The sequence below is a fragment of the Ramlibacter sp. MMS24-I3-19 genome, assembly GCF_050320135.1.
Taxonomy (GTDB): Bacteria; Pseudomonadota; Gammaproteobacteria; order Burkholderiales; family Burkholderiaceae_C; genus Ramlibacter.
The window spans coordinates 1,133,492-1,154,445 of sequence record NZ_CP190017.1; the positions used below are offsets into that span (position 1 = coordinate 1,133,492).

The 20,954-nt window shown below is 68.5% G+C and carries 22 protein-coding genes and 1 pseudogene; 16 read left to right on the forward strand and 7 right to left on the reverse strand.

The genetic code is table 11. The annotated features are described in order from the left end of the window. The 8 genes and pseudogenes from ACPWT1_RS05615 to ACPWT1_RS05650 all read left to right on the forward strand — a co-directional run bounded on the left by ACPWT1_RS05615 (position 1) and on the right by ACPWT1_RS05650 (position 6,962). Positions 1–531 (forward strand): F0F1 ATP synthase subunit delta, encoded by a 531-nt coding sequence (locus ACPWT1_RS05615; protein WP_427914409.1) that lies wholly within the window; start codon positions 1–3, stop codon positions 529–531. Between the two features lie 46 nt (positions 532–577). Further along, positions 578–2,131, forward strand: a complete 1,554-nt coding sequence (gene atpA / locus ACPWT1_RS05620; protein ID WP_427914410.1) for a F0F1 ATP synthase subunit alpha — start codon at positions 578–580, stop codon at positions 2,129–2,131. A 115-nt stretch (positions 2,132–2,246) separates the two neighbouring features. Continuing rightward, positions 2,247–3,128 (forward strand): F0F1 ATP synthase subunit gamma, encoded by an 882-nt coding sequence (gene atpG / locus ACPWT1_RS05625; RefSeq protein WP_427914411.1) that lies wholly within the window; start codon positions 2,247–2,249, stop codon positions 3,126–3,128. Between the two features lie 28 nt (positions 3,129–3,156). After that, positions 3,157–4,564: pseudogene (gene atpD / locus ACPWT1_RS05630) on the forward strand (F0F1 ATP synthase subunit beta). A gap of 3 nt (positions 4,565–4,567) precedes the next feature. Further along, the gene (locus tag ACPWT1_RS05635) at positions 4,568–4,996 is read left to right on the forward strand and encodes a F0F1 ATP synthase subunit epsilon (RefSeq protein ID WP_427914412.1); all 429 of its coding nucleotides are present in this window, start codon (positions 4,568–4,570) and stop codon (positions 4,994–4,996) included. 194 nt (positions 4,997–5,190) lie between these two features. Continuing rightward, positions 5,191–6,294, forward strand: a complete 1,104-nt coding sequence (locus tag ACPWT1_RS05640; RefSeq protein WP_427914413.1) for an ABC transporter substrate-binding protein — start codon at positions 5,191–5,193, stop codon at positions 6,292–6,294. An 85-nt stretch (positions 6,295–6,379) separates the two neighbouring features. Beyond that, positions 6,380–6,559 (forward strand): hypothetical protein, encoded by a 180-nt coding sequence (locus tag ACPWT1_RS05645; protein ID WP_427914414.1) that lies wholly within the window; start codon positions 6,380–6,382, stop codon positions 6,557–6,559. Between the two features lie 58 nt (positions 6,560–6,617). Then, complete coding sequence (locus ACPWT1_RS05650; protein ID WP_427914415.1) at positions 6,618–6,962, forward strand: hypothetical protein; 345 nt, start codon at positions 6,618–6,620, stop codon at positions 6,960–6,962. 6 nt (positions 6,963–6,968) lie between these two features. On the opposite strand, the gene ACPWT1_RS05655 is transcribed toward ACPWT1_RS05650, so the two are convergent. The 3 genes from ACPWT1_RS05655 to ACPWT1_RS05665 form a co-directional block, all read right to left on the reverse strand. Continuing rightward, positions 6,969–7,478 carry a TPM domain-containing protein gene (locus ACPWT1_RS05655; protein WP_427914416.1) on the reverse strand — a complete coding sequence of 170 codons (510 nt, stop codon included), beginning with the start codon at positions 7,476–7,478 and terminating at the stop codon, positions 6,969–6,971. After that, complete coding sequence (locus ACPWT1_RS05660) at positions 7,478–8,386, reverse strand: TPM domain-containing protein (protein ID WP_427914417.1); 909 nt, start codon at positions 8,384–8,386, stop codon at positions 7,478–7,480. The genes ACPWT1_RS05655 and ACPWT1_RS05660 overlap by 1 nt, the downstream gene beginning before the upstream one ends. Positions 8,387–8,480: 94 nt before the next feature. Further along, positions 8,481–9,074, reverse strand: a complete 594-nt coding sequence (locus tag ACPWT1_RS05665) for a LemA family protein (protein ID WP_427914418.1) — start codon at positions 9,072–9,074, stop codon at positions 8,481–8,483. 41 nt (positions 9,075–9,115) lie between these two features. On the opposite strand from ACPWT1_RS05665, the gene ACPWT1_RS05670 reads away from it, so the two are divergent. From ACPWT1_RS05670 to ACPWT1_RS05705, 8 genes are all read left to right on the forward strand, one after another. Then, the gene (locus ACPWT1_RS05670) at positions 9,116–9,874 is read left to right on the forward strand and encodes a hypothetical protein (RefSeq protein ID WP_427914419.1); all 759 of its coding nucleotides are present in this window, start codon (positions 9,116–9,118) and stop codon (positions 9,872–9,874) included. A gap of 10 nt (positions 9,875–9,884) precedes the next feature. Next, positions 9,885–10,334, forward strand: coding sequence for a YybH family protein (locus ACPWT1_RS05675; RefSeq protein WP_427914420.1), 450 nt, complete (start codon positions 9,885–9,887; stop codon positions 10,332–10,334). Continuing rightward, positions 10,334–11,332, forward strand: coding sequence for a YheT family hydrolase (locus ACPWT1_RS05680; RefSeq protein ID WP_427914421.1), 999 nt, complete (start codon positions 10,334–10,336; stop codon positions 11,330–11,332). The genes ACPWT1_RS05675 and ACPWT1_RS05680 overlap by 1 nt, the downstream gene beginning before the upstream one ends. Positions 11,333–11,450: 118 nt before the next feature. Next, a complete protein-coding gene (locus ACPWT1_RS05685; protein WP_427914422.1) occupies positions 11,451–12,233 on the forward strand; it encodes an ABC transporter ATP-binding protein in 783 nt (260 codons plus the stop codon). Further along, on the forward strand, positions 12,230–12,946 hold the full coding sequence (locus ACPWT1_RS05690) for an ABC transporter ATP-binding protein (RefSeq protein ID WP_427914423.1): 717 nt from the start codon (positions 12,230–12,232) through the stop codon (positions 12,944–12,946). The genes ACPWT1_RS05685 and ACPWT1_RS05690 overlap by 4 nt, the downstream gene beginning before the upstream one ends. Positions 12,947–12,959: 13 nt before the next feature. Further along, the gene (locus ACPWT1_RS05695; RefSeq protein ID WP_427914424.1) at positions 12,960–13,826 is read left to right on the forward strand and encodes a branched-chain amino acid ABC transporter permease; all 867 of its coding nucleotides are present in this window, start codon (positions 12,960–12,962) and stop codon (positions 13,824–13,826) included. Continuing rightward, entirely contained in the window at positions 13,823–14,848 is a 1,026-nt protein-coding gene (locus ACPWT1_RS05700) for a branched-chain amino acid ABC transporter permease (protein ID WP_427914425.1), read from the forward strand. The genes ACPWT1_RS05695 and ACPWT1_RS05700 overlap by 4 nt, the downstream gene beginning before the upstream one ends. A 65-nt stretch (positions 14,849–14,913) precedes the next feature. After that, entirely contained in the window at positions 14,914–16,122 is a 1,209-nt protein-coding gene (locus ACPWT1_RS05705) for an ABC transporter substrate-binding protein (protein ID WP_427914426.1), read from the forward strand. A 33-nt stretch (positions 16,123–16,155) separates the two neighbouring features. Here the strand turns inward: ACPWT1_RS05705 and mrdA are convergent, their stop codons facing one another. Genes mrdA through ACPWT1_RS05725 form a run of 4 tightly spaced genes read right to left on the reverse strand, consistent with a single transcriptional unit; the run spans position 16,156 to position 20,840 of the window. Beyond that, positions 16,156–18,306: a penicillin-binding protein 2 gene (mrdA, locus tag ACPWT1_RS05710; RefSeq protein WP_427914427.1), complete on the reverse strand. Its 2,151-nt coding sequence runs from the start codon at positions 18,304–18,306 to the stop codon at positions 16,156–16,158. Next, positions 18,303–18,821, reverse strand: coding sequence for a rod shape-determining protein MreD (gene mreD, locus ACPWT1_RS05715; protein ID WP_427914428.1), 519 nt, complete (start codon positions 18,819–18,821; stop codon positions 18,303–18,305). Before mreD ends, mrdA begins: the two co-directional genes overlap by 4 nt. Further along, positions 18,818–19,753 carry a rod shape-determining protein MreC gene (mreC, locus tag ACPWT1_RS05720; protein WP_427914429.1) on the reverse strand — a complete coding sequence of 312 codons (936 nt, stop codon included), beginning with the start codon at positions 19,751–19,753 and terminating at the stop codon, positions 18,818–18,820. Before mreC ends, mreD begins: the two co-directional genes overlap by 4 nt. Before the next feature lie 43 nt (positions 19,754–19,796). After that, complete coding sequence (locus tag ACPWT1_RS05725; protein ID WP_427914430.1) at positions 19,797–20,840, reverse strand: rod shape-determining protein; 1,044 nt, start codon at positions 20,838–20,840, stop codon at positions 19,797–19,799. Positions 20,841–20,954 lie beyond the last annotated feature (114 nt).

A 20,954-nucleotide genomic window follows, 5' to 3' on the forward strand; every position in this document is an offset into this window, starting at 1 on the left:
ATGGCAGAACTCGCCACGATCGCCCGTCCCTACGCCGAGGCCCTGTTCAAGTCGTCCCCGGCCGACCTGGGCGGCACCGCGCAATGGCTGGACATGCTGGCCGCGGTGGCCGGCAATCCGCAGCTGCTGCAGTACGCCGACAACCCCAAGGTCACCAGCCGCGAGGTGTATGACCTGGTCACCGGCATCGTGCGCGAGCCGCTGCCGGGCGTGGCGCAGAACTTCCTGCGCACGGTGATCGAGAACGGCCGGCTGGCCGCGCTGCCCGAGATGGCTGCGCAGTTCCGCGCCATGAAGAACGCACAGAGCGGCGCTTCCGACGCCGTCGTCTACAGCGCGTTCCCGATCCCGGCCGCGCAGCTGGGCGACGTGGCGCAGACGCTGGAACGCCGCTTCGGCCGCAAGCTGAATGTCACGGTGCAGGAGGATCCGTCCCTCATCGGCGGCATCCGCGTGGTCGTCGGCGACGAGGTGCTGGACACCTCGGTCAAGGCCCGCCTGGAACAGATGAAAGCAGCGCTGACCGCCTGATCGCGGCCCGACGCCCCGCCCCCCACAGCACACCAAGGAACGAGTCATGCAGCTCAATCCCGCAGAAATTAGCGAACTGATCAAGAGCCGGATCGAAGGCCTGGCCGCCAGCGCCGACATCCGCAACCAGGGCACCGTGATCTCGGTGACCGACGGCATCGTGCGCATCCACGGCCTGTCCGAAGCGATGGCCGGCGAGATGCTGGAATTCCCGCCCACCCCGAGCGGCACCCCCACGTTCGGCCTGGCGCTGAACCTGGAGCGCGACTCGGTCGGCGCGGTGATCCTGGGCGAGTACGAGCACATCTCCGAAGGCGATACCGTCAAGTGCACGGGTCGCATCCTGGAAGTGCCCGTGGGCCCGGAACTGGTGGGCCGCGTGGTCAATGCGCTGGGCCAGCCGATCGACGGCAAGGGCCCGATCAACGCCAAGATGACGGACGTGATCGAGAAGGTCGCGCCGGGCGTGATCGCGCGCAAGTCGGTCGACCAGCCGGTGCAGACCGGCCTGAAGTCCATCGACGCGATGGTGCCGATCGGCCGCGGCCAGCGCGAGCTGATCATTGGCGACCGGCAGACCGGCAAGTCCGCCGTCGCGGTCGACGCGATCATCAACCAGAAGGGCCAGAACATGGTCTGCGTCTACGTGGCCATCGGCCAGAAGGCGTCGACCATCAAGAACATCGTGCGCGCCCTCGAGGCCAACGGCGCGATGGAATACACGATCGTGGTGGCCGCGTCGGCCTCCGAGTCGGCCGCCATGCAGTACGTCTCGGCGTACTCCGGCTGCACGATGGGCGAGTACTTCCGCGACCGCGGCCAGGACGCGCTGATCATCTATGACGACCTGTCCAAGCAGGCCGTCGCCTACCGCCAGGTGTCGCTGCTGCTGCGCCGCCCGCCGGGCCGCGAAGCCTATCCCGGCGACGTGTTCTATCTCCACTCGCGCCTGCTCGAGCGCGCCGCGCGCGTGAACGCCGACTACGTCGAAGCCTTCACCAAGGGCGCCGTCAAGGGCAAGACCGGCTCGCTCACCGCGCTGCCGATCATCGAGACGCAGGCCGGCGACGTGTCCGCGTTCGTGCCCACCAACGTGATCTCGATCACCGACGGCCAGATCTTCCTGGAGACGTCCCTGTTCAACGCCGGCATCCGTCCCGCCATCAACGCGGGTATCTCGGTGTCGCGCGTCGGTGGTGCCGCCCAGACCAAGCTGATCAAGTCGCTGTCCGGCGGTATCCGTACCGACCTGGCGCAGTACCGCGAGCTGGCGGCGTTCGCGCAGTTCGCCTCCGACCTGGACGCCGCCACCCGCAAGCAGCTGGATCGCGGCGCCCGCGTGACGGAACTGCTCAAGCAGCCGCAGTACAGCCCGCTGCCCATCTCGCTGATGGCGGCCTCGCTGTTCGCGGTGAACAAGGGCTACTTCGACGACATCGACGTCAAGAAGGTGCTGCCGTTCGAGTCGGGCCTGCACGCCTGGCTGAAGGACAAGAACGGCGCGCTGCTGAACAAGCTCGAGACCAACAAGGCCATGGACAAGGATGCCGAGGCCGAGCTGGTGTCCGCGATCGAAGCGTTCAAGAAGACCTTCGCCTAATGAACAGGCCCACCCCCGAAGCGGCCTTCGGCCGCCTCCCCCTCCAGGGGGCGCACCCAGCGGCCCGGCAAAGCCGGTTCCGCGGGTGCACTGGGGAAGACCAAGGAGCTCTCTAATGGCTGCAGGCAAGGAAATTCGCGGCAAGATCAAGTCGGTGGAGAACACCAAGAAGATCACCAAGGCCATGGAAATGGTCGCCGCCTCCAAGATGCGCAAGGCGCAGGAGCGCATGCGCTCCGCCCGCCCGTACAGCGAGAAGGTGCGCAACATCGCATCCAACCTCGGCAAGGCCAACCCCGAGTACACCCACGCCTTCATGCGCCACAACGACGTGAAGGCGGCGGGCTTCATCGTGGTGTCCACCGACAAGGGCCTGTGCGGCGGCCTCAACACCAACGTGCTGCGGGCCGTGACCGCCAAGCTGCGTGAGCTGCAGGACCAGGGCTACAGCAACCGCACGGTGGCCATCGGCAACAAGGGCCTGGGCTTCCTCAACCGCATCGGCGCGCAGGTCGTGTCGCATGTCACCCAGCTGGGCGACACGCCGCACCTCGAGCGCCTGATCGGGCCGGTGAAGGTGCTGCTGGACCAGTACGCCGAGGGCAAGTTGTCGGCCGTGTACCTGTGCTACACGAAGTTCATCAACACGATGCGCCAGGAGCCGGTGGTCGAGCAGCTGCTGCCGCTGTCTGCCGACAAGATGGAAGCCGACAGCAAGGCCACGGGCAAGCACGAGGCCGGCTGGGACTACATCTACGAGCCGGATGCGCGCACCGTCATCGACGACCTGCTGCTGCGCTACGTGGAGGCGCTGGTGTACCAGGCCGTGGCCGAGAACATGGCCTCGGAGCAGTCGGCACGCATGGTGGCCATGAAGGCCGCGACCGACAACGCCGGCAACCTGATCGGCGAGCTGAAGCTGGTCTACAACAAGACGCGCCAGGCGGCGATCACGAAAGAGCTTTCGGAGATCGTGTCGGGTGCAGCGGCCGTCTGAGGCCCAACGATTATTTTTGGAGCAACCAATGGCTCAAATCCAAGGAAAGATTGTCCAGTGCATCGGCGCCGTGGTCGACGTCGAGTTCCCGCGCGAGCACATGCCGCGCGTGTACGACGCGTTGAAGATGGACGGCGCGAACCTCACGCTGGAAGTGCAGCAGCAGCTGGGTGACGGCGTGGTGCGCACCATTGCGCTGGGTTCGTCCGACGGCCTGCGCCGCGGCTCGATGGTCTACAACACGGGCGCTGCCATCACGGTGCCGGTGGGCAAGGCCACGCTCGGCCGCATCATGGACGTGCTGGGCAACCCGATCGACGAGCGGATCCGGTCGACCAGGCGCTCACCGCGCCCATCCACCGCAAGGCGCCCGCATACGACGAGCTGTCGCCGTCGCAGGAACTGCTGGAGACCGGCATCAAGGTGATCGACCTGATCTGCCCGTTCGCCAAGGGCGGCAAGGTGGGCCTGTTCGGCGGCGCCGGCGTCGGCAAGACCGTGAACATGATGGAGTTGATCAACAACATCGCCAAGGCGCACTCCGGCCTGTCGGTGTTCGCCGGCGTGGGTGAGCGCACCCGCGAGGGCAACGACTTCTATCACGAGATGGCCGACTCGGGCGTCGTGAAGCTGGACAACCTGGCCGAGTCGAAAGTGGCCATGGTGTACGGCCAGATGAACGAGCCCCGGGCAACCGCCTGCGCGTGGCGCTGACCGGCCTGACCATCGCCGAATCGTTCCGCGACGAAGGCCGCGACGTGCTGTTCTTCGTGGACAACATCTACCGCTACACGCTGGCCGGCACCGAAGTGTCCGCCCTGCTGGGCCGCATGCCGTCCGCCGTGGGCTACCAGCCGACGCTGGCCGAGGAAATGGGCCGCCTGCAGGAGCGCATCACGTCGACCAAGGTCGGCTCGATCACCTCGATCCAGGCCGTGTACGTGCCGGCGGACGACCTGACCGACCCGTCGCCCGCGACGACCTTCGCCCACCTGGACGCCACCGTGGTGCTGTCGCGCGACATCGCCGCGCTGGGCATCTACCCTGCCGTGGACCCGCTGGACTCCACCAGCCGCCAGGTCGACCCGAACGTCGTCGGCGAAGACCACTACGCCACCACCCGCGCGGTGCAGGCCACCCTGCAGCGCTACAAGGAACTGCGCGACATCATCGCGATCCTGGGCATGGACGAACTGTCGCCCGAGGACAAGCTGGCCGTGGCCCGCGCGCGCAAGATCCAGCGTTTCCTGTCGCAGCCGTTCCACGTGGCCGAGGTGTTCACCGGCTCGCCCGGCAAGTACGTGCCGCTGTCGGAGACCATCCGCGGCTTCAAGATGATCGTGGCCGGCGAATGCGACCACCTGCCCGAGCAGGCGTTCTACATGGTCGGCACCATCGACGAGGCCTTCGAGAAGGCCAAGAAGCTGGCGGCGTAAGCGATGGCCGATTCCACGCACACCATCCACGTCGACGTGGTGAGCGCCGAGGAGTCGATCTTCTCGGGCGAGGCGCGCTTCGTCGCGCTGCCCGGCGAGGCCGGCGAGCTCGGCATCTACCCGCGCCACACGCCGCTGATCACGCGCGTGCGGCCCGGCTCGGTGCGCATCGAGAAGGCCGACGGCGGCGAGGAGTTCGTGTTCGTGGCTGGCGGCATCCTCGAGGTGCAGCCCAATCGCGTCACGGTGCTCTCCGACACCGCCATCCGCGGCAAGGATCTCGACGAGGAAAAGGCGGCCGAAGCCAAGCGCGCGGCCGAGGAAGCCCTCAAGAACGCCAAGAGCGAGATCGACATTGCCAAGGCCCAGTCCGAACTGGCCGTCATGGCCGCGCAGATCGCCGCGCTGCGTCGCTTCCGCGAGAAGAAGTGACGCGCCCGCAAGAGACAAGAACGCGCTAAAAACCAGCGCACTCGAGCCCCGCCCCGTGCGGGGCTTTTTCTGCCTGCGCGCCGCGGCTGCAAGTCTGGTTTTTGCGACAGCTTAGGGAGATTGCCCAATGGCGGCGCGAGGCATGGCCCGTATGCTCGTGCCAAGCTGCTGCCGAGCAGCGCCCTGGGGACTTCATGCACAAGCTGTTCTGCACCCTCGTGCTGGCCGCGGCCGCACCGCTGGCCATGGCCGCCGACATCGTGGTGGGCCAATCCGCGCCGCTGACTGGCAGCAACGCCGACCTGGGCAACGACATCCGCAACGGGGCACTCGCGTACTTCAAGAAGGTCAACGACGCCGGCGGACTTCCGGGCGGCCGCATCAAGCTGGTGACACTCGACGACCACAACGACACCCGCCTCGCCGGCGAGAACACGCACAAGCTGCTGGACGACGAAGGCGCCATCGCGCTGTTCGGCTATGCGTCGTCCACGCTCAGCATCCCCGCCATGCCGGCGGTGGCCGAGCACAAGGCGCCGTTCTTCGCGCCGTTCACGGGCGCCGACACGATCCGCAAGCAGAACGAGTACGTCTACACCGTGCGTGCGACGTACAGCGACGAGATCGAGAAGATCATCAACTTCTGGGGCAACCTCGGCGGCACTCGCGTGGCGGTGCTGCACTACGACGACGCGGTCGGCAAGCAGAACTTCGACAGCGTGGCCAACGTGCTGAAGAAGTTCAACCGCACGCCGGTGTCGGTGCCGATCAAGCGCAATGCCGACATCAGCGACGCCGACTTCAACTCGGTGGTCGCGGCCGATCCCAACGTGCTGGTGATCACGACGCTGTATGCGCCCGCGGCGCAACTGGTCAAGCGGCTCAAGGCCGCGAACCGGGCCACCATGGTCACGAGCCTGTCGTTCGCGGGTGCGAGCCAGCTGGCCAAGGCCCTCGGTCCCGATGCCAGCGGCGTGTCGGTGTCCCTCACCGTCCCCACGCCTCGCTCGGCGACCGTGCCCGTCGTGCGCGAATGCAACGAGGCCTGGACCGCCGCCGGGCAGAAGGACGCGATGTCCGTCACCGCGCTCGAGTCGTGCATCGCCGCCAAGGTGCTGGTGGAAGGCATGCGTCGCACCGGCAAGGACCTCACGCGAGCCAGCCTGCACAAGAGCCTCGCGGCCCTGGGCCGCTATGACACCGGCGGTTACGTGGTCGACTTCAAGCCCGGCTCCCACCACGGCGGCAGCTATGTGGGCATGGCACTGCTCAGGCCGAACGGGGAAGTGCGCGAGTAGAGCAGACGCGATTTCCAAGCAGCGTAAGGGCGCCTTTCGGGCGCCCGACTTTTTTGTGTTCACGCCATTCAAGGTGGGCTGCTTCGTGCCGGACCGCAACGTCGACAATTTCCACGCCGACGCCGACGCCGACGCCGACGCCGACGCCGACGCCGACGCCGACGCCGAGCAGAGCGTTCGCATGTGGACGCGGTGGGGCGCTCCGCCCGCGGAGCCCGCGGGCGCGTCAGTTGACGAAGGTCAAGTCATGCTCGCTGCAAACTAAGCACAGTGTTCATGCCGGAGCGCCGCCGCCTGGCGGCTCCAAACCACGGAGAACGGACATGCGAATCTCACTGCCGATCATCGCTACCCTTGCGGCCGTGCTGGCCGCGGGCCCTGCACTTGCCGCCAGCGGCGAGGCCGATTCCACCGGTGCCACCGGTTCCGGCAAAGCCAGGTCGGCCACCCGCGACGAACGGGCCAAGGCGCGCAAGGAGCGCCTGAAGGAATCGGCGCGCGAGAACCGGGCTGGCGAACTCGCCCCGGGCGGCGAGGCCAGCGGCGCAGCCGCAGCTTCCGACGACCGCAAGTACACCAAGAGCGAGCGCGCCAAGGCCCGCAAGGAGCGCCTGAAGGAAACCGCGCGCGAGAACCGCGGCGGGGAGATCAAGTCCGGCGAGCGCTGAGCGCGCTCAGCCAAGCACCGGCTCGTCGGGCAGTTCGTTGGGACGAACCTCGCCGGGCGTGGCGGGGAAGTGCTCGACGAGCAGCGCCGACACCTCCTCCAGTGCCTGCGTGAGCCCGTCCTCGTAGCGGCCGTCGCGGAACGACGTGCCCATGCGCTGCACGATGCGCTTCCACTCGCCCGGGTCGACGCGTCGCGCGAGTCCCCGGTCGGCAACGATCTCGATGGCGCGCTCCGCGAGCAGCAGGTAGACCAGCACGCCGTTGTTCTGCTCGGTGTCCCACACGCGCAGCTTCCCGAACATCGTGATCGCGCGCTGCCGCGGCGTGGCATCGCGCAGCAGGTAGCTGGTGGGCAGAGAGGCCTCCACGCAGATGCGGATCTCGCCTGTGTGCCGACGCTCGCTGGCCGCGACCCGCTCCGTCAGCCGTTGCACCAGCGCGGGTGGAAGCGCCTTGCGCGTGTCGGCCTCGTCGAGCAGGCGGTGGTGCAGGATGCGCTTCATCTTGGCCAGCATCACCAGTCTCCCGAAGCGCCACCGCCGCCGAAATCACCGCCCCCGCCGGACCTGAAGCCGCCACCCCCGCCGCCGCTGCTGCCGCCGCCCCAACCACCGCCGCCACCCCAGCCGCCGATGAAGGGGCCACCGCCCCAGCCGCTGCGACGCATGCCGCCGCCCAGGCCCGAGAACAGCGAGAAGAACAGGGCGACCACGCCGGCGACCACTGCGATGGCCACGCTGGTGGTGACGAGGAAGGCGAGCACCCCGACGCCGCCGCCCGTGAGCAGCGTGCCGAGCGGGCGGCCGAACATGCGACGGAGGACGGCGCCCCCGATGGGGACGGCGAAGAACAGGAAGATCGCAAGGTCGAACCAATCGAAGCCCTGGGTGCCCCGCGCATCGCCCGCGTGCCAGTCGCGCTGCGGCGCCGGCGCGGGGAGCGCCTCGCCGTTGATGCGCGCGACCAGCTGGTCGACTGCCGCCTGCAGGCCGCCGGCGAAGTCGCTGGCGCGAAAGCGAGGCGTGATCGCGTCGTCGATGATCTGGCGCGCGGCCAGGTCAGGAATGGCGCCTTCCAGCGTCTTGGCCACTTCGATGCGGACCTTGCGGTCGTTCTTCGCCACGATGATCAGCACGCCGTCGCCCACCTGCTTGCGGCCGATCTTCCACGTGTTGGCCACGCGATTGGCATAGCTGGCGATGTCCTCGGGCTGCGTGCTGGGCACCAGCAGCACCACGATCTGCGTGCCCTTGGAGCGCTCGAAATCGGCCAGCTTCTGCTCGAGGCCGGTGCGCTGGATGTCGTCGAGCGTGCCGGTCTGGTCGATGACGCGTGCGGTGAGCGCGGGCACCGGCAGCACGTCCTGCGCGCAGACCAAGGGCGCCGCCAGGACGAACCACAGCGCCAGCAGCAATCTCAACACGGGATGTCATGCCGGACTTGAGCCGGCATCCAGATGCGGCACTGGCATGCGTGCGGGACTGGATGGCAGGTCAAGCCCGCCACGACAGCGCAACTCACTTCTTCTGCCCGCCGAAGTCCACCTGCGGCGGTGTCGAGATCTGCTGCTCGTTCTGCACGGTGAAGCTGGGCTTGGGCTCGTAGCCGAAGATCTTCGCGGTGACGTTGGTCGGGAAGCTGCGTGCGAGCACGTTGTACTGCTGCACGGCCTGGATGTACCGGTTGCGCGCGACGGTGATGCGGTTCTCGGTGCCTTCGAGCTGCACGCGCAGGTCGCGGAAGCCCTGGTTGGCCTTCAGGTCGGGATAGCGCTCGCTGACCACCATCAGGCGGCTGAGCGCGCTCGAGAGCTCGCCCTGGGCCTGCTGGAATTTCTGGAACGCCTCGGGATTGTTCAGCACGTCGGGCGTGACCTGCATGGACGTGGCCTTGGCGCGGGCCTCCACCACGCGCGTGAGCGTCTCCTGCTCGAAGTTGGCTTCGCCCTTCACCGTGGCCACGAGGTTGGGCACCAGGTCCGCGCGGCGCTGGTACTGGTTGAGCACTTCGGCCCACGCGGAGCGCGTCTGCTCGTCGAGACGCTGGAAGTCGTTGTAGCCGCAACCGGACAACGCAAGGACTGCAGCCAGGACAACGAACCAGCGCTTCATGGGATCTCCTCGAGAAGGGGCAGGACGGTAGCATAGATGGCATGCGCGATGCATCGTTTCAAGCCCTCCAGGCCGCAGCGCGCAGCGCGCGGGCGCCGATGGGCTCGCGTGCACGCCTGGTGATCGCCGGGGCCACCGGTGCCCTCGGCAACGAGGTGCTGCGGCGGCTGGTGGGGCTGCAGCAGTACGCCGCCACGCAGGTGCTGGCGCGCGAGCCCATCACCGCCGGCTTGCGCGGCGTGGGCGCGACGCTGGTCCCCTCCGACGATCCGCAGGCGTGGCCGCCCGGCGCCGCGGACACCGGCGTCGTGCTCTTCGACCCGCCGCGCCTGTTCTACGGGCGCGAGCGCGCGCTGTGGACGCCCACGCCGCAGCAGCTGCCCGCGCTGGCGCAATGGATGCGACGCAGCGGCGTGCGCACGCTGGCCATCGTGCTGCCGCATGCGCAGGGCCGGCTGCCCGAGTCGCTCAAGCGCGGCCTCGCCAATCTCGATGAGCATGCCGTAGCTTCGCTTGGCTTCGAACGCCTGCTGATCGTGCGCTCGGCGCAGAAGCCGCGAGGCGATGGCGTGCGCGGCTGGGGGTCGGCGCTGGCGCGCTGGATGCTCTCCATCACGCGGTTCATGGTGCCCGCGCGCGAGCAGCCGGTGCGCTCGCCCAAGATCGCGGAATTCGTGTCGGCCGCCCTGCAGCTCGCGCCACCGGGCATCCACGTCGCCGCGAGCGAGCTGGTCTGGACCGCCGCGCAAGGGGACGTGCGCGCAGCGGTGCGCGCCTGGCTCGCGCGTGAATCCGGGTAGATTGGAGGCCATGCGCAAGTCCAAACTCCAGGCCGCCAATCTCGAGGGCAATGCCGACGAGGTCGAGGCGGCGTTCTACGACGCCCTGCAGAACGCCGACCTCGAGAAGCTGATGGCCTGCTGGGCCGACGAGGACGAGATCGTCTGCATCCATCCGGGCGGACCGCGCGTGGTGGGGCCCATCGCCATCCGCGCCACCTTCGAAGCCATGTTCGCCAACGGCAGCATCCGTGCCTGGCCCGAGCGCGTGCGCAAGGTGGAATCGGTGGGCAGCTGCGTGCACAACCTGCTCGAGCGCGTCGAGGTGCTCTCGCCGCAGGGACCGCGCATCGCCTGGGTGATCGCCACCAACATCTGGCACAAGACGCCGCAGGGCTGGCGCCTCGTCGCACACCATGCGAGTCCCGGCACGCCGAGCGAGATCCAGGAAGTGTCGGACACGCCTTCCGTGCTCCACTGATGCTCGCGCCGCAGCAGTCCGCGGCCTTCGACTACGCGGCGCCCTGGTGGCTGCCCGGCGGCAATCTGCAGACGATCTGGCCGGCGCTGTATGGGCGCACCGGCGACGGCCCGCCGCCGCAGTTCACGCGCGAGCGCTGGACCACGCCCGACGGCGACTTCATCGACCTCGACTGGCTGCAGGGCACGGCGACGCCGCCCGACACGCTGCTCGTGCTGTTCCATGGACTGGAGGGATCGTCGCGCAGCCACTATGCGCAGGCGTTCGCACAGGTCGCGCGCCGGCATGGCATCGCGTACGTCGTGCCGCACTTTCGCGGCTGCAGCGGCGAGTTGAACCACGGGCCTCGCGCCTACCACTCGGGCGACCACGAAGAGGTGCAGTGGATCCTCGCGCGGCTGCGCCAGCGTTTCGCGGGTCGCGTGCTTGCCGTCGGTGTCTCGCTCGGTGGCAATGCGCTGATGCGGTGGGCCGGCGAGATGGGCGATGCGGCTGCACGCGTGTGCGATGCGGCCGCCGCCGTGTGTTCGCCGATCGACCTCGCCGCCGGTGGCGCGGCCATCGGGCGCGGCTTCAACCGGCTCGTGTACACCACGATGTTCCTGCGCACCATGCGGCCCAAGGCGTTGCGCAAGCTCGCGCAGCACCCGGGACTGTTCGATCGCGATGCGCTGCTCGCCGCGCGTGACCTCTACGAGTTCGACAACGTCTTCACCGCGCCGCTGCACGGCTTTCGCGACACCGAGGACTACTGGGCGCGTGCCTCGGCCAAGCCGCACCTGGCCAGCATCCGCATCCCGGCCCTGGTGCTCAACGCGCGCAACGATCCGTTCGTGCCCGCCTCCAGCCTGCCCGGGCCGCGCGAGGTCGGCGACCGCGTCACGCTGTGGCAGCCCGCGCAGGGCGGCCACGTCGGCTTCCCTGCCGGCCGCTGGCCCACGCGCGTCGACTGCATGCCCGCGGCCGTCACGCGCTGGTTGCTCAGCAACATGCGCTGAGCACGCGCGGCTCGTCGCGCAGGCGACGGTCGCCGGGTTTGTCCCGACGCCAGCGCGGGCACCGCGCTGCGATAAAGGCGGTCCAAAGGAACGACGTCTGCCGCACCCGTCCTCATCGATGCCGCCCGACCCCAGCCAACCCCTGCTCGAGGTGCGCGGCATCACGGTCCGTTTCGGCGGCATCACGGCGCTGGACAACGTTTCGTTCGCCGTCGCGCCCGGCGCCATCGCCGGGCTGATCGGGCCCAACGGCGCCGGAAAGACCACGCTGTTCAATTGCCTGTCGCGACTGTACGTGCCCAGCGAGGGCAGCATCTGGTTCGACGGCGTGCCGCTGCAGTCGCACGCGGCGCACCGCATCGCCGCGCTGGGCATCGGCCGCACCTTCCAGAACCTGGCGCTGTTCCGCACGATGAGCGTGCGCGACAACGTGATGCTCGGCGGTCACTGCCGCAGCAGCGGCGGCTTCCTGTCCAACGCCTTGCGGCTGCCGCACGTGCGGCGCGAGGAAGGGCGCCTGGCCGAGCAGGCGCAGGCCATGATCGAACTGCTCGACTTGCGCGAGGTCGCGCATCGGCCGGTGAGCGACCTGCCCTTCGGCACCGCCAAGCGCGTCGAGTTCGCGCGCGCGCTCATGAGCCAGCCGCGGCTGCTGCTGCTGGACGAACCGGCGGGCGGGCTCAATCACGAGGAAGTGGACGGCCTGCGCGAACTGCTGCGGCGCATCCAGCGCGAACTGCGGCTCACGATCCTGCTGGTGGAGCACCACATGAACCTGGTGATGCGCGTGTCCGACCAGGTGATCGCGCTGGACTTCGGCCGCAAGATCGCCGACGGCACGCCCGCGCAGGTGCAGGCGCATCCGGACGTGGTTCGCGCCTATCTCGGAGTCGAGGCATGACAAGTCCCTTGCTCCAGGTGCGCGGGCTGCACGCGCAGTACGGCCCGACGCGAGTGCTGCACGGCATGGACTTCGACGTGCGCCAGGGTGGCATCACCACCATCCTGGGCGCGAATGGCGCCGGCAAGACGACCACGCTGCGGGCGGTGTGCGGCATGGTGCGCACGCAGGGCGAGATGGCGCTGGCTGGCGAGCGCATCGACGGCAAGGCGACCGAGGCCATCGTGCGGCTCGGTGTGGCCCACGTGCCCGACGGCCGCGGCACCTTCATGAACCTCACCGTCGACGAGAACCTGCGGCTCGGTGCGTACACCCGCCGCGATCGCGACCAGGTGCAGGCCGACCGCGAGCGCGTGTTCGGCTGGTTCCCCCGCCTGCGCGAGCGCATCCGCCAGCAGGCCGGCACGCTCTCGGGCGGCGAGCAGCAGATGCTGGCCGTCTCGCGCGCGCTGATGCTGCGCCCGCGACTGCTGCTGCTGGACGAGCCGTCGTTCGGGCTCGCGCCACGCATCGTGCAGGAGATGTTCGAGATCTTCGGCGAGATCAACCGCAGCGAAGGCACCAGCATGCTGCTGGTCGAGCAGAACGCGGCACTAGCGCTCAAGCTGGCCGACCACGCCTACCTGCTGGAGACCGGCCGCGTGGTCATCTCCGGCAGCGCCGAGGACATCCGCAGCGACGAGTCGGTGCGCCGCTCGTACCTGGGCTACTGAGGAGGCCGACGCCGTGGACCTGTTGCTGCACCAGGTGCTCTCGGGCCTCGCCACCGGCGGCATCTATGCCAGCGTGGCGCTGGCCCTGGTGATGATCTACCAGGCCACGCACCTGGTGAACTTCGCGCAGGGCGAGATGGCGATGTTCTCCACCTACCTGTCGTGGACGCTGATGCAGGCCGGCCTGCCGTACTGGGGTGCGTTCTTCCTCACGGTGGCGATCGCCTTCGTCGCCGGGCTGGTGATCGAGCGCGTGGTCGTGAGGCCGGTGGAGAACGGCTCGGTGCTGTCGGTGGTCATCGTCTTCATCGGCCTGCTCGTGATCCTCAACAGCCTCGCGGGCTGGATCTACAGCTACACCATCAAGCCGTTCCCGAGCCCGTTCCCGTCCGACCTCGTGGCCGGCGGCCTGCTCTCGGGGCACGAGCTCGGCTCCATCTGCGTCACGCTGCTGGTGCTGCTGCTGGTGTTCGTGTTCTTCCGCTTCACGCCGCTCGGGCTGGCGATGCGCGCCGCCGCGCAGAACCCGGCATCGAGCCGTCTCGTGGGCGTGCGCGTGGGCTGGATGCTGGCCCTGGGCTGGGGCCTTGCCTCGGCGATCGGCGCCGTCGCCGGAATGATGGTGGCGCCCATCGTCTTCCTCGAGCCGAACATGATGGGCGGCATCCTGCTGTATGCGTTCGCGGGCGCGCTGCTGGGCGGCATCGACAGCCCCGGCGGCGCGGTGCTCGGCGGGTTCCTGGTCGGCGTGCTGGAGAACCTGGTGGGCATGGTGCTGGGCACGGAGCTCAAGCTCACCGTGGCGCTGGTGATCATCGTCGCGGTGCTGGTGGTGCGGCCCTCGGGCCTGTTCGGCAAGGTGCACGTGGCGCGCGTATGACGACGACAACGACGACTTCCACCACCGCCGCAGCGGCCGCGCTGGCGCAGCCGCCGTCCAAGCCGCGCACCAAGCTCAGCGGCATGCAGCTGGCCGGCCTGGCGCTGCTGCTGGTGATCGCCTGCGCGCTGCCGTTCGTGCTGGGCAATTACCGGGTGTTCCAGCTCACGCTGGCCCTGGCCTATGCCATCGCGATCCTCGGGCTCAACATGCTCACCGGCTACAACGGCCAGATCTCGCTGGGCCACGGCGCGTTCTTCGCCATCGGCGCCTACGTCGCCGCGGTGTTGATGGACAAGGCCGGCATGCCGTACTGGGCCACCATTCCGCTCGCGGGGCTGGCCTGCTTCGTCGCCGGCTTCCTGTTCGGGCTGCCGGCACTGCGCCTGGAAGGTCTGTACCTCGCGCTGGCCACCTTCGCGCTGGGCGTGGCGATGCCGCAGATCCTCAAACACAAGGCGCTGGAGCACTGGACCGGCGGCGCGATGGGCGTGGTGATCATCAAGCCCGATCCGCCCGAGGGCGTGCCGCTGTCGCAGGACCAGTGGCTGTACTTCTTCACCCTCGCGTGGACCGTGCTGCTGTTCGTGGCCGGCTGGAACCTGTTGCGCGGGCGCGTGGGCCGCGCGCTGGTGGCCATCCGCGACCAGCCCACCGCCGCCAAGGCCATGGGCGTGAACACGGCGATGTACAAGTCGCTCACCTTCGGTGTCTCGGCCCTGTACACCGGCGTCGCCGGCGCGCTGTCGGCCATCGCGGTGCAGTTCGCCTCGCCGGATTCGTTCTCGATCTTCCTGTCGCTCACGCTGCTGGTCGGCGTGGTGGTGGGCGGGCTGGCCTCGATCTCGGGTGCGATCTACGGCGCGCTGTTCATCCAGTTCCTGCCGAACGTCGCCGACCAGATCTCCAAGGCCGCCCCGTGGGCGATCTACGGCGTGTTCCTGATCGCCTTCATGTACCTCATGCCCACGGGCGTGGCCGGCCTCGTGCGCCTGCTGCGCCATCGGCTGGGCAGTCGTTAGCGCCTGGACGCGCTGTGCAATGTTCGTGTGACCGTGTTCGTGTGTGACCTGAAAGGATGGACCCCATGACGTCTCCCCGCATTCCCCGCCGTTCGCTCGTGATCGGCGCCGGCCTCGCCGCCGGCAGCGCGCTGCTGCCCGCGGGCGCGTTCGCGCAGTCCAAGGAGATCAAGCTCGGGCAGACCATGCCGTACAGCGGCCCGGCTTCGGCCTACGGCACCATCGGCAAGGTGCAGCAGGCCTGGTTCAAGATGGTCAACGAGCAGGGCGGCATCAACGGCCGCATGATCAACCTGCTGTCCATGGACGACGGCTACAGCCCGCCGAAGGCCGTGGAGCAGGTGCGCAAGCTGGTCGAGCAGGAAGAAGTGGTGGCGCTGTTCCAGACGCTGGGCACGCCCAGCAACTCGGCGATCCACAAGTACGTCAACGCCAAGAAGGTGCCGCACCTGTTCGTGGCCACCGGCGCGACCAAGTGGAACGACCCCAAGAACTACCCGTACACCTTCGGCTTCAACCTGAGCTACCAGACCGAGGGCGAGATCTACGCGCGCTACATCCTCAAGGAAAAGCCCAACGCGAAGATCGCGATCCTGTACCAGAACGACGACTACGGGAAGGACGTGCTCACGGGCGTCAAGCGCGTGCTGGCCGGCGACAAGGCCAAGATGATCGTCGCGGAGCAGACCTACGAGGTGACCGATCCCACGGTGGACTCGCAGATCCTCACGCTGAAGGCCTCGGGGGCCGACACCTTCATCAACATCACGACGCCCAAGTTCGCGGCGCAATCGATCCGCAAGGTGGCGGACGCAGGCTGGAAGCCGCTGCACTTCATCAACAACGTCGGCGCCTCCGTCGGCTCGGTGCTGACCCCGGCGGGGCTGGACAAGTCGGTGGGCCTGATCACGGTGCAGTACTACAAGGACGCCAACGATCCGCAGTGGAAGGACGACCCGGCGATGCTGCAGTGGCGCGGCTTCATGGGCAAGTACTACCGTGACGGCAACGTCGCCGATGCCAGCAACATCTACGGCGTCATCGCCGCCGAACTGATGGTGCAGGTGCTCAAGCAGTGCGGCAACGACATCTCGCGCGAGAACATCCGCAAGCAGGCCGAGAACATCAAGAACTTCAAGTCGGGCCTGCTGCTGCCCGGCATCACGCTGAACACGAGCCCCACCGACCATGCGCCGGTCGACCAGGCGCAGCTGTCGAAATTCGACGGCAAGCAGTGGGTGCTGTTCGGGCAGGTGCTGGGCGGCGGCCAGTAAGCGTCGGCGCCGCAGGGCGCCGCGATGGAGCGCTCAGCGCGCGTCGGCGCGCAGCTGGGGCTGGTTGCGCGCCGGCTGCGATGCCTTGGCAGCGGACGCGGGCCGGGCTGCGGCGACGGGCGCCGACGCGGCGCGCGCAGGCTTCGCCGCTGCCAGGGCCGCCGATGCCGCAGGCGCTGCCGAAGCAGCCTGCGCCGGCATCCCGGCCGCGGCACCCGCAGCGGCCACCCCGCCGGGCGGCCAGGCCACGTCGGCGGCATTGCGCGGCTTGCCGACCGGCGCCTGCGCCTGGCCCTTCTGCACGGCGGCCATGTCTTCCTCGCTCGGGTACAGCCCCTGCAGCCAGTAGTCGAACACGCGGCGCGCGATCGGCGCCGAGTTGGCGCCGCCGAAGCCGGCGTTCTCCACCACCATCGCGAGCGCGATCTTCGGGTCCTCGGCCGGCGCGTACGCCATGTACAGCGCGTGGTCGCGGTGGCGCTCGTCCAGCTGCGAGGCGTTGTACTTCTTGTCCTGCGCGATCGTGACCACCTGCGCGGTCCCGGTCTTGCCGCCGCTGGTGTAGGCGGCGCCCCTGAAGGCGCCGGCGCCCGTGCCTTCGATGTTCACGCCCACCAGCGCCTTGCGGATGACGGCCAGGTTCTCCGGCTTCACGCGCAGGGGATCGGCCTCGACGGGTGCGATCGGCTGCGACTGGTGCGTGGTGATGTCCTCGATCGCGCTCACCAGGTGCGGCTTCATGCGCACGCCGTTGTTGGCGACGGTCGCGATCGCGTTGGCGATCTGCAGGACGGTGAAGTTGTTGTAGCCCTGGCCGATGCCCAGTGAGATCGTCTCGCCGGCAAACCACTTCTGGTTCTCGGGCCGGTTCTTGTTGGCCCTGCGCTTCCACTCCGTCGACGGCAGCAGCCCGCGCGACTCGCCGGCGATGTCGATGCCGGTGATCTCGCCGAACCCGTAGTGCGACAGCTGGTCGTGGATCAGGTCCACGCCCATGTCGTTGGCCAGCATGTAGTAGTAGGTGTCGCACGACTGCACGATCGAGCGGTACATGTCGACCGTTCCGTGCCCCTCGGGCTTGTCGTCGCGGAACTTGTGGCCGCCGAACCAGAAGTGGCCCGGGTCCTGGATCGCCTGCTCGGGCCGCCGCTTGCCGGTCTCCAGCGCCGCCAGCGCCATGAACGGCTTGAACGTCGAGCCCGGCGGATAGGTGCCGCGCAGCGCCCGATTGAGCAGCGGCTTGTCGATCGATTCGTTCAGCGCCTGCCAGTTCTCGCTGTCGATGCCGTCGACGAACAGGTTCGGGTCGAACGTCGGCTTGGAGACGAACGCCAGCACCTCGCCGGTCTTGGGGTCCAGTGCCACGAGCGCGCCGCGCCGGTTGCCGTACAGGTCCTCCACCAGCTTCTGCAGCTTGATGTCGATGCCCAGGCGCACCGTGTTGCCGGGCGTCGCGGGCGTGCTGGCGAGCTTGCGCACGGCGCGGCCGCCGGCCGAGGTCTCCACCTGCTCGACGCCGGTGGTGCCGTGCAGCTGGCGCTCGAAGCTGTGCTCGACGCCCAGCTTGCCGATGTACTCGGTGCCGCGGTAGTTGGCCTGGTCCTCGTCGGACCAGTCGTCCTGCTGCGCCTTCTCGGCCTGGTTGATGCGGCCGATGTAGCCGATCACGTGGCTGGCCAGCTCGCCCCACGGGTAGCTGCGGAACAGGCGGGCCTTGATGTCGACGCCGGGGAAGCGGTACCGCTGCGCGGTGAATTTCGCCACTTCCTCGTCGGTGAGCTTGGTGCGGATCGGCAGCGACTCGAAGCCCTTGGTCTCCTCGAGCAGCTTCTTGAACCGGCGGCGGTCGCGCGGCTGGATGTCGATCACCTCGGCCAGCCCGTCGATGGTGCGGTCCAGCGTGTCGGTGAGGCGCGTGGGCGAGATCTCCAGCGTGTAGGCCGAGAAGTTGGTGGCCAGCACGATGCCGTTGCGGTCCAGGATCAGGCCGCGGTTCGGCACGATGGGCACGATCGAGGTGCGGTTGTTCTCGGCCTGCTCGTTCAGGTCGGCATGGCGGTACACCTGCAGGTAGACCAGCCGGATTCCGAGCAAGAGGAACAGCACGAGCACCGCCAGGCTGGCCGCGAGCACGCGCGCGCGGAACCGGGAGAGATCGGCTTCGACGTTCCGGAGTTCGGTCACAGCGGACGATTCTCGTCCGGATCAGGTGCGCGGCGCTGCGGGGCCAGCAGGATGACGCTGACAAAGGGCCAGAGCAGGGCTTCGATCACGGGCGCGAACAGGAACGACACGCCGGGAAAGATGCCGCCGGCCACCATGCGGATGGCCAGCTCGATGGCGTGCGCGACGACGAACAGCGGCAGCACCTGCACCGCCTGCGACGGCACGGTGAACCAGAGCAGGCGCCGGTGGATGGCGATGGCGCCGAAGCAGAGCACCGTGTAGGCAAGGGCGTGCTGGCCGAGCAGCGCGGCCTGGTGCACGTCCATCGCGATGCCGAACAGGAACGCGGCGCCGATGCTCACGCGCAGCGGCTGGTGCACGGCCCAGAACACCAGCGTGATGGCCAGCAGGTCGGGCATCCACGGCGTGCGTCCCAGCGGCAGCATGTTCACCAGCAGGGCGACGACCAGGCTGAACCAGATGAAGAGGGGATTGGCCGGCAGCAGCAGCTGCTGGCCCGGGCGCATGATCATGGCGCACCTCCGGGGCCGCTCTTGCGGCGCTGGGGCACGGGGGCCTGCCGTTCGACCGGCGGCCGCGGCGGAATCTGGGCCGAGACCGGCTTGAGCACCATCACGTGCCGCGCGCCGTCGACCAGCCCCTTCGGCGTGCAGGCGATGCGCGCGAACGTGTCCAGCTTGCGTTCGACCTTGTCCACCTTGGCCACCGGCAGGCCGGGCGGGTAGACGCCGTCCACGCCGCTGGTGGTGAGCAGGTCACCCGGTTGCACGTCGGCGTTGTTGGCCATGAAGCGCAGTTCCAGCGTGCCGCCATGGACGGCGCTGGGATCGCCGTAGGCCACGCTGCGTGCGCCGGTGCGCGTGTTCAGGACGGGGATCGCCTGGTCGCGGTCGGTGATCAGGGTCACCTCGCTGATCAGGGGATGCACGCGCGTCACCTGGCCCAGCACGCCGGACTCGTCGATCACCGGCGAGCCTTCCTGCACGCCCTGGGTCATGCCCTTGTCGATGATCACCTTGCGGGTGTACGGATCCGCCGCGTCGTACAGGACCTCGGCGGCCTGGCCGGGCGTGCTGAGGCGATCGCGCAGGTCCAGCAACTTGCGAAGCCGGGCGTTCTCCAGGGCCAGCTGCTCGACCTGGTTGGCGCGCTGCGACTGCTGCGCGAGCTTGGTGCGCGCCTGCTCCTCGGTCTGCTGCGCGCTGTGCAGCGCGATGAAGTATTCGCCGGCGCCGCGCACGGCCATCACCGGACGCAGGGCCACCCACTGCACGGGGTAGAGGACGGTGGCCACGGCCGCACGCAGCGGCTGCGTGATGCGAAAGCGCGTGTCGGCCACCATCAGGAACAGCGCGAGCGCGCTGAACACCATCAGCTTGGACAAGGCCGATGGGCCCTGCTTGAAGAAGGGCGGCGGGGTGCGGTCGAGGGTGCCTAACGGCATGCTGTCCCCACCCTATCCCTCCCCGCGAAGGGAGGGAAGGGGGTCATTCGCTGGTGAAGATGGAACCCAGGCGCTCCATGCGCTCCAGGGCGATGCCGCAGCCGCGGACCACGCAGGTGAGCGGGTCTTCGGCCACCAGCACCGGCAGCCCGGTTTCCTCGGCCAGCAGGCGATCGAGGTCGCGCAGCAGCGCGCCGCCGCCCGTGAGCATCATCCCGCGCTCGGCGATGTCGGCGCCCAGCTCGGGTGGCGTGCTCTCCAGCGCGTTCTTGACGGCCGAGACGATGTTGTTCAGGGGATCGGTCAGCGCTTCCAGGATCTCGTTGGACGAGATGGTGAACGAGCGCGGCACGCCCTCGGAGAGGTTGCGGCCCTTGACCTCGATCTCCTTGACCTCGCTGCCGGGGAACGCCGAGCCGATGTTCTTCTTGATCGCTTCGGCCGTGGGCTCGCCGATCAGCATGCCGTAGTTGCGGCGGATGTAGCTGATGATCGCCTCGTCGAACTTGTCGCCGCCGACGCGCACGCTGCCCTTGTAGACCATGCCGCCGAGGGAGATGACGCCCACTTCGGTGGTGCCGCCGCCGATGTCGACCACCATCGAGCCGCTGGCCTCGGCCACAGGCAGGCCGGCGCCGATGGCCGCGGCCATGGGTTCCTCGATCAGGTACACCTCGCTGGCGCCGGCGCCGAGGGCCGACTCGCGAATGGCGCGGCGCTCGACCTGCGTCGATCCGCAGGGCACGCAGATGATGATGCGGGGGCTGGGCTTCATCACGGACCGCGGGTGGACCATCTTGATGAACTGCTTGAGCATCTGCTCGGTGACGGTGAAGTCGGCGATCACGCCGTCCTTCATCGGGCGGATCGCCTCGATGTTGCCCGGCACCTTGCCCAGCATGGCCTTGGCCTCGTGGCCCACGGCCTGGATCGTCTTCTTGCCCTGGGGCCCGCCTTCGTGGCGGATGGCCACCACGGACGGCTCGTCGAGCACGATTCCCTTGTCCCTGACGAAGATGAGCGTGTTGGCGGTGCCCAGGTCAATGGCCAGGTCGGTCGAGAGGTACCGACGAAACGCTCCGAACATTGGGTGAGTCCTCTTCTTCTGCGAAACCGGCCCCTGCAGGGGCCGTTTGTGAATCGCCGGATAATACCTGATCCCCTGTGAATAACTCATCCGCGCGATGGTCGAGGCTGTCGC